The organism is Phenylobacterium sp. (assembly GCF_046590535.1).
Taxonomy (GTDB): domain Bacteria; phylum Pseudomonadota; class Alphaproteobacteria; order Caulobacterales; family Caulobacteraceae; genus Phenylobacterium.
The window spans coordinates 1-6,934 of sequence record NZ_JBKJTG010000194.1 but is presented as its reverse complement, the minus strand read 5'-3'; the positions used below and the strand labels follow the sequence as shown (position 1 = coordinate 6,934).

Genomic DNA, 6,934 nt, shown 5'->3' with positions numbered 1-6,934 from the left:
GAGCATCACCAACCCCGGAGGGCGCGGATCGATCGGTCCGCGCCCTCCGACCGTCATCAGAGTATCGTCCATGGCCATGTCCGAGGCCCTAGCCCAGACCCGTGCGCCCGCCCGCTGGCAGGACTACCTGCAGCTGATGAAGCCGCGCGTCATGTCGCTGGTGGTGTTCACCGGCCTGACCGGCCTGGTCTGCGCCGAGACGCCCATCCACCCGGTGCTGGGCGCGGTGGCCATCCTGTGTATCGCCGTGGGGGCCGGCGCGTCGGGCGCGCTGAACATGTGGTACGACGCCGACATCGACGCAAAGATGCGCCGCACCCGCGGACGCCCCGTTCCCGCGGGCCGCGTCCAGGGCGCCGACGCCCTGGCGCTGGGCGTGGTGCTGTCGCTGTTCTCGGTGATGCTGATGGGCATGGCGATGAACTGGCTCGCGGCGGGCTTGCTGGCCTTCACCATCGTCTTCTACGCCGTGGTCTACACCATGTGGCTGAAGCGCTGGACGGCGCAGAACATCGTCATCGGCGGCCTGGCCGGAGCGCTGCCGCCGGTGATCGGCTGGGCGGCGGCCAGCGGGACCGCGCCGCTGAACGCCTGGCTGCTCTGTGCGATCATCTTCATGTGGACCCCGCCGCACTTCTGGGCGCTGAGTCTCTACACCAGCGAGGACTACGCCAAGGCGGGCGTGCCGATGATGCCCGTGGTGGCCGGGGCGGCCTCCACCCGTCGCCAGATCCTGATCTACAGCCTCCTGTTCGCCCCGCTCTGCCTGGTCCCGGCCTTCACCGGCCTGGGCGGGCCGATCTATCTGGGCGTGGCGGCGGTGGGCGGCTTGGTCTTCCTGCTGCTGGCCTGGCGGCTCTACCGCAGCCGAGCGGGCGAGATGGTCAACCCGCGCAACGACGACGGCCTCTATGACGTGCGCGCCGGCGCCCGCGACGCGCGCAACCTGTTCGCCTTCTCCATCCTCTACCTCACCCTCTTGTTCGCCACCCTGCTGGGCGAGCACCTGATGGGCATCCCCGCCCTGGAGCTTGGCCGATGAGCGATCCCGCGGGTGAGACCGAGGCCGCCGCCAAGGCCCGCCGCGGCCGCAGTATCGCCCTGGCGCTGGGGCTGGTACTGTTCGTCATCCTGATCTTCCTGGTCACCATCGTCCGGCTCGGAGCCAATGTCGCGCAACGTCCCCTCTAGCCGTCCGCCCCTGGATCCCGAGACCCGCCGCAACCGCCGGGTGGCGGTGATCTGCGCCGCGGGCTTCTTCGGGATGGTTGGGGCGGCCTACGCCTCGGTGCCGCTCTACCGGGCGTTCTGCAACCTCACCGGCTTCGACGGCGCCACTCGGCGCGCAGAGGCCGCCTCCGACACGGTGCTGGACAAGACCCTGACCATCCGCTTCGACGCCAACGTGCGCGAGCTGCCCTGGACCTTCACCGCCGAACAGACCTCCCAGATCGCCCGCATCGGCGAAACCAAGCTCGCCCACTTCCGGGTCACCAACAACAGCGACAAGCCGGTCACCGGCCGGGCGGTGTTCAACGTCGTGCCGGAGCAGGCGGGACCCTATTTCCAGAAGCTCGACTGCTTCTGTTTCACCGACCAGACCATCGGCCCACGGCAGAGCGTGGACATGCCGGTGCTCTATTTCGTCGACCCGAAGTACGCCTCCGACTTCGGGACCAAGGGCAAGCCCGAGGTGACGCTCTCCTATACCTTCTATCCCTCGCTCACGGCGCCCGCGCCCGTGCAGGCCCACGCCCCCGCAGTTCTCGCCGCGGCGTCGACGCCGACCACACAATAGGCCCGAAAACCCGCCCGCCCGGGCGGCCCTTTCCCCTTGGCGGATCGACCGGCGCGGGGCTATAGCGTCACGCAAACCGGCCTGCGCGGACGCCTGATGTCCAGCACTTGCGCCGTATCGAGACTTCGCGAGGGTTGAGGACCGAAATGGCCGAAGGCGTCAAACACGACTACCACCTGGTCAACCCCAGCCCGTGGCCACTGATCGGTTCGGTCTCGGCGACGATTATGGCGATGGGCGGCGTGGCGTGGATGAAAGGCCTGTTCGGCCTGGAGCAGGGCACCTGGTGGCTGTTCGCCGCGGGCCTGGCCGGTGTCCTCTACACCATGGTTGGCTGGTGGCGCGACGTGGTCAACGAGGCCAACCAGGGTGACCACACCCCGGTGGTCTCCATCGGCCTGCGCTACGGGATGGTGCTGTTCATCGCCTCCGAGGTGATGTTCTTCGTCGCCTGGTTCTGGATCTTCTTCGAGATGGCGCTGTTCCACGAGGCGCGCACGCTGTCTTCCATCGAGGAGGTCCGCACCGCCTGGGCAAGCTGGCCGCCGCATGGCGTCGAGAGCGTCCCGGCCTGGAACCTGCCGCTGGTCAACACCCTGACCCTGCTGCTCTCCGGCACCACCGTTACCTGGGCCCACCACGCCCTGCAGCAGGGTGACCGCAAGGGCGCCAAGATCGCGCTGGGGCTCACCATCGCGCTCGGCGTGCTGTTCACTTCGATCCAGGTGTACGAGTACGCCCACATCCTGGAGCACAAGTACTTCTTCTCCGAGGAAGCGGCCAACGGCGGCCTCTATGGCTCGTCGTTCTTTATGGCCACCGGCTTCCACGGCTTCCACGTGCTGATCGGCACCATCTTCCTGGCGGTCTGCCTGATCCGACTGATTGGCGGCGGGTTCACCGCACAGAAGCACTTCGGTTTCGAGGCGGCGGCTTGGTACTGGCACTTCGTCGACGTGGTCTGGCTGTTCCTGTTCGCGTTCATCTATGTGGTCTTCGCCGGAGCGGGCGGACACTAGTTGGCCAAACCCAATCCGCTCGTCTCTGGGGTGGCCGGCCGCTGCCCCAACCGCGGAGAGGGCCGGCGGTGTTCGTGATCCAGGTGGCGGGGTTGGTGGTGGCGTTCGCGGCGCTGTTCACCGAGGTGGCGTTCAGCCCGCCGGTGTGGGTGCACTTGGTGGTCTGGCTGCCTGCCCCTGATCGTTTGCCTGCTGCTGCTGCGGCCCTTCAAGGGCGCGATGCCGACGGTTCAGTTCATGAACAAGGCCTCCGAAGTCCGCCATGACTGAGCTTGGAGCTCCGCGCCCCCGCTTCCCCATCGGCCTGACCATCGCCACGATGATCGCCTTCGCCATCCTGATCTGGCTGGGGACCTGGCAACTCCAGCGCCTCGCCTGGAAGCAGGACCTGCTCGCCCGTCTGGCGGCTCTGGAGGCGGCGCCCGCCCGGCCGGTGGCGGGTGTCCTGGCCGCCCTGGCCAGGGGCGACGACGTGGGTTTCACCCGGGTGAAGCTGGTCTGTCCTGGCCTGGGCGCCGCGCCGTTCCTGGAGCTGTACGGCCTGCGTCAGGGCCAGGCCGGCGCGCGGCTGGTCTCGGCCTGCGCGGTCGAGGGCGCGCCCTACCGCTCGATCCTGGTGGACCGCGGCTTTGTCGGCGACACCATCTCCGCGCGGCCGCCGGTGGACGCCGCCGACCGTACGCCCGTGGCGCTGGTGGGCGTGCTGCGCGAGGTCGACGCCCCAAGCATGGTCACCCCGGCGAACACGCCCAAACGCTGGTTCTCCCGTGACATCGCGGCCATGGCCAGGGCCCTGGGCGCTGCGGACCCAGCGCCGATCTTCCTGATGGCTGAGACCTCCGCCAATCCGGGCTGGCAGGCCCTGGTCCCGGAGCCGGTCCCGGCGGAAATCTCCAACCGCCACCTGGAGTACGCGCTCACCTGGTACGGCCTTGCGGGCGCCCTGCTCGCCGTCTATGCCGCCATGCTCTTCAAATGGCGGAAGTCCTGATGCGCTACGTCTCGACCCGCGGGCAGGCGCCGGCGGTGGGCTTTGTGGATGCGCTGCTGGCGGGCCTCGCCCCGGACGGCGGCCTCTATGTGCCGCAGGCCTGGCCGCAGTTCACCCACGACCAGATCGCCGCCTTCGCCGGGCGGCCCTACCACGAGGTGGCGGCCGCGGTGATCGGCGCCTTCACCGGCGACGAGATCGAGCCGGCGGTACTCCTGGAGATGTGCCAGGAGGCCTACGCCACCTTCACCCACAAGGCCGTCGTGCCCTTGGTGCAGATCGGCCCCGAGGCCTGGCTCGCCGAGCTTTTCCACGGTCCGAGCCTGGCCTTCAAGGACGTGGCCATGCAGCTGCTGGCCCGGCTCTACGACCATGTGCTGGGCGCCCAGCAGCGCAGCCAGACGATCCTTGTGGCTACCTCCGGCGACACCGGCGGCGCCGCCGTCGAGGCCTTCCGCGGCCGCCGCAACGTGCGCGTGGTGACCCTTTTCCCGGAAGGCCGCATCTCCGAGGTGCAGCGTCGGTTCATGACCACGGCGGACGACGCCAACATCGCCTGCGTCGCCGTCTCCGGCACCTTCGACGACTGCCAGGCGATCGTGAAACAGGCCTTCCAGGACCCGGCCCTGCGCCAGGCGGTGGATCTGTCGGGGGTCAACTCCATCAACTTCGCCCGCATCGCCGCCCAGGCGGTCTACTACTTCACCACCGCCGTGGCCCTGGGGGCGCCGGCCCGGCGGGTGAGCTTCTGCGTCCCCTCCGGCAACTTCGGCGACGCCTTCGCGGGCTATGTGGCCCTGCGCATGGGCCTGCCCATCGCGACCATCGTGGTGGCGACCAATTCCAACGACATCCTGGCGCGGGCCTTCGAGGAGGGGCGCTATGTGCGCGGCGTGGTCCAGCCGACCCTGTCGCCGGCCATGGACATCCAGTCCGCCTCCAATTTCGAGCGGCTCTATTTCGAGGGCGTCAGCCGCGAGCCGGTGGAGACCGCCCGCGCCCTCCAGGCTTTCGCCGAGGCCGGGGTCATCGACATCCCGCCGCAGGCCTTCGCCGCCATGCGCGCCGTCTTCCGCGGTGTCTGCGTCAGCGAGGACGAGACCCTGCGCACCATCGTCGCCACCCTCAACGAGACCGGCGAGCTGATCGACCCGCACACCGCCGTGGGCGTCGCGGCGCTGCGCCACGTCGCCGACCTGGAGGGCCCGGTGGTGGTGCTCTCCACCGCCCACCCTGCCAAGTTCCCCGACGACGTGGCCCGGGCCTGCGGGGTCACGCCCCTGCCGCCCCGCGGCGCCGCCAACCTCGCCGACCGGCCGGAGCGGTTCGACCGCCTGCCGCCCGAGGTGGAGGCCATCAAGGCCTACGTTCGCGCCTTTGCGGAGGCCTAGGCCGATGCCGCCCGCTGTCCACACCCTGGCCAACGGCGTGCGCGTGGTCTGCGATCCGATCCCCGGCCTGCAGACCGTGGCGCTGTCGGTGGTCGCCGGCCGTGGCGCGCGCTGGGAGGACGCGGCCCGCTCCGGCTGGTCCCACCTCCTGGAGCACATGGTCTTCAAGGGCGCCGGCGGGCGGTCTGCCCGCGACATCGTCGAGGTGATTGAGGCCCAGGGCGGCAACATCAACGCCGCCACTGGTTACGAGCGGACCAGCTTCCAGGTCCGGGCGCTGAAGGGGGGCCTCGACCTCGGCTCCGCCGTCATCGCCGACCTGGTGCAGCGCCCTGCCATGGATGGCGGCGACCTGGCCCGCGAGAAGCAGGTGGTCGGCCAGGAGATCGCCGAGGCCGCGGACGCCCCCGACGACCTGGTGTTCGAACTGGCCCAGGCCGCGGCCTTCGAGGGCCAGCCCCTGGGCCGCCCGATCCTCGGCACCCCGGCCTCCATCGGCACGTCGACCGCCGAGACCCTGGGCGCCTGGCGCGCAGCCCTCTACGCCCCCCAGACCCTGGTGGTTAGCGCCGCCGGGGCGGTGGACGAGGACGACCTCCTGCGGCTCGCCGAGCGCGACTTCGGCCAGGTCCGCGGCGACAGCCTGGAGCCGCCGGAGCGGGCCCAGTTCGCCGGCGGCATGCGGCCGGTGGCCAAGACCCTGGAACAGGCCACCCTGGTGCTGCTGCTGCCCGCCGTGGGCGTGCGCGACCGGGACTACTTCGCGCTTCGGCTGCTGGCCGAGATTCTCGGCGGCGGCATGGCCTCGCGGCTCTTCCAGGAAGCCCGCGAGGTGCGCGGCCTGGCCTACGCCATCGACGCCTATTCGGAGACCTACGCCGACACTGGCGTCCTGGGCGTCTTCGCCGGCTGCGCGGCCAAGGACGCCGAGGAACTGGCCAAGGTGGCGGCGGGCGAGATCGCCGGCATGCTGACGCCCGTAGCCGAGGCGGAGCTTTCCCGCGCCAAGGCCCAGCTCAAGGGCTCCATGTTCATGGGCCGCGAGTCCGCCCTGGCGCGGGCCGAACAGGCCGCCGGCCAAGTGCTGCTGTTCGGAGCCACCCTCGATCCCGAGGCGGTGGCCGCCGAGATCGACGCGGTCACCCCCGCCGACCTCGTCCGCCTCACCGGCCGCATCCTGGCGTCGCGCAAGGCCGCCGTGGCGGTGCTGGGCCCCAAGGCCGCCCTGAAGGCTGCCCCAGCCTTCGAGAAAGCCCTGTTCGGCTAGGTCACGGCGCCGACCTCCGCAAGGTCGAAATAGGTGGAGAGCAGCCCCTATGCGAGAGGTTGCTCTCTCTGTTCTACGAAGCGTCGAAGGCAGGATGGAAGCTCACCTCGCCGCTTGGTCAGGAGCCGTTGAGGGTCAAGCGCTGGAAAGCTCCCGGCGGCGCGTCGACGTCGTATAGGTCGGGATCACTCTCAAACCCAAACCGACAGTAGTACGCCGGGTCGCCGAGCAGAACGCACCCGTCTGCGCTGATGGATTGGAGCCGTTGCAGTCCTTCTCGGATCAGCGCTTGACCTATGCCTGCTCGCTGATGATCCGGCCACACGGATACGGGTCCGAGGCCGTACCAATCGCCGGCCTCGCCGTTGATCGTGACGGGTGAAAGGCGACGTGGCCGAGGATTTCGCCACCCTCCGTCGCCACGAGCGAAAGGGTCAACGCCCCTGCCGCTCTCAACGCATCGATGAC

8 protein-coding genes are annotated in these 6,934 nt (G+C 69.8%); all 8 read left to right on the top strand.

Translation table 11 applies throughout. The features are described from left to right. Positions 1-70: 70 nt before the first annotated feature. The 8 genes from cyoE (at position 71) to ACLL81_RS11505 (ending at position 6,466) form a co-directional block, all read left to right on the top strand. Positions 71-1,042: a heme o synthase gene (cyoE, locus tag ACLL81_RS11540; RefSeq protein ID WP_411288489.1), complete on the top strand. Its 972-nt coding sequence runs from the start codon at positions 71-73 to the stop codon at positions 1,040-1,042. Then, the gene (locus ACLL81_RS11535) at positions 1,039-1,191 is read left to right on the top strand and encodes a hypothetical protein (protein ID WP_411288488.1); all 153 of its coding nucleotides are present in this window, start codon (positions 1,039-1,041) and stop codon (positions 1,189-1,191) included. The genes cyoE and ACLL81_RS11535 overlap by 4 nt, the downstream gene beginning before the upstream one ends. Continuing rightward, positions 1,169-1,798 carry a cytochrome c oxidase assembly protein gene (locus ACLL81_RS11530; protein ID WP_411288487.1) on the top strand — a complete coding sequence of 210 codons (630 nt, stop codon included), beginning with the start codon at positions 1,169-1,171 and terminating at the stop codon, positions 1,796-1,798. The genes ACLL81_RS11535 and ACLL81_RS11530 overlap by 23 nt, the downstream gene beginning before the upstream one ends. Before the next feature lie 146 nt (positions 1,799-1,944). After that, positions 1,945-2,817 carry a cytochrome c oxidase subunit 3 gene (locus ACLL81_RS11525; protein WP_411288486.1) on the top strand — a complete coding sequence of 291 codons (873 nt, stop codon included), beginning with the start codon at positions 1,945-1,947 and terminating at the stop codon, positions 2,815-2,817. Positions 2,818-2,885: 68 nt separating this feature from the next. After that, positions 2,886-3,083: a DUF983 domain-containing protein gene (locus ACLL81_RS11520; protein ID WP_411288485.1), complete on the top strand. Its 198-nt coding sequence runs from the start codon at positions 2,886-2,888 to the stop codon at positions 3,081-3,083. Then, the gene (locus tag ACLL81_RS11515) at positions 3,080-3,808 is read left to right on the top strand and encodes an SURF1 family protein (protein WP_411288484.1); all 729 of its coding nucleotides are present in this window, start codon (positions 3,080-3,082) and stop codon (positions 3,806-3,808) included. Before ACLL81_RS11520 ends, ACLL81_RS11515 begins: the two co-directional genes overlap by 4 nt. Next, entirely contained in the window at positions 3,808-5,199 is a 1,392-nt protein-coding gene (gene thrC / locus ACLL81_RS11510; protein ID WP_411288483.1) for a threonine synthase, read from the top strand. The genes ACLL81_RS11515 and thrC overlap by 1 nt, the downstream gene beginning before the upstream one ends. A 4-nt stretch (positions 5,200-5,203) precedes the next feature. After that, positions 5,204-6,466 carry a M16 family metallopeptidase gene (locus tag ACLL81_RS11505; RefSeq protein WP_411288482.1) on the top strand — a complete coding sequence of 421 codons (1,263 nt, stop codon included), beginning with the start codon at positions 5,204-5,206 and terminating at the stop codon, positions 6,464-6,466. Positions 6,467-6,934 lie beyond the last annotated feature (468 nt).

What these genes read in the sequence shown, in the direction of transcription:
- cyoE (WP_411288489.1), top strand. Translation starts at nt 71, where the DNA reads ATGGCCATGTCCGAGGCCCTAGCCCAGACCCGTGCGCCCGCCCGCTGG.
- ACLL81_RS11535 (WP_411288488.1), top strand. Translation starts at nt 1,039, where the DNA reads ATGAGCGATCCCGCGGGTGAGACCGAGGCCGCCGCCAAGGCCCGCCGC.
- ACLL81_RS11530 (WP_411288487.1), top strand. Translation starts at nt 1,169, where the DNA reads ATGTCGCGCAACGTCCCCTCTAGCCGTCCGCCCCTGGATCCCGAGACC.
- ACLL81_RS11525 (WP_411288486.1), top strand. Translation starts at nt 1,945, where the DNA reads ATGGCCGAAGGCGTCAAACACGACTACCACCTGGTCAACCCCAGCCCG.
- ACLL81_RS11515 (WP_411288484.1), top strand. Translation starts at nt 3,080, where the DNA reads ATGACTGAGCTTGGAGCTCCGCGCCCCCGCTTCCCCATCGGCCTGACC.
- thrC (WP_411288483.1), top strand. Translation starts at nt 3,808, where the DNA reads ATGCGCTACGTCTCGACCCGCGGGCAGGCGCCGGCGGTGGGCTTTGTG.
- ACLL81_RS11505 (WP_411288482.1), top strand. Translation starts at nt 5,204, where the DNA reads ATGCCGCCCGCTGTCCACACCCTGGCCAACGGCGTGCGCGTGGTCTGC.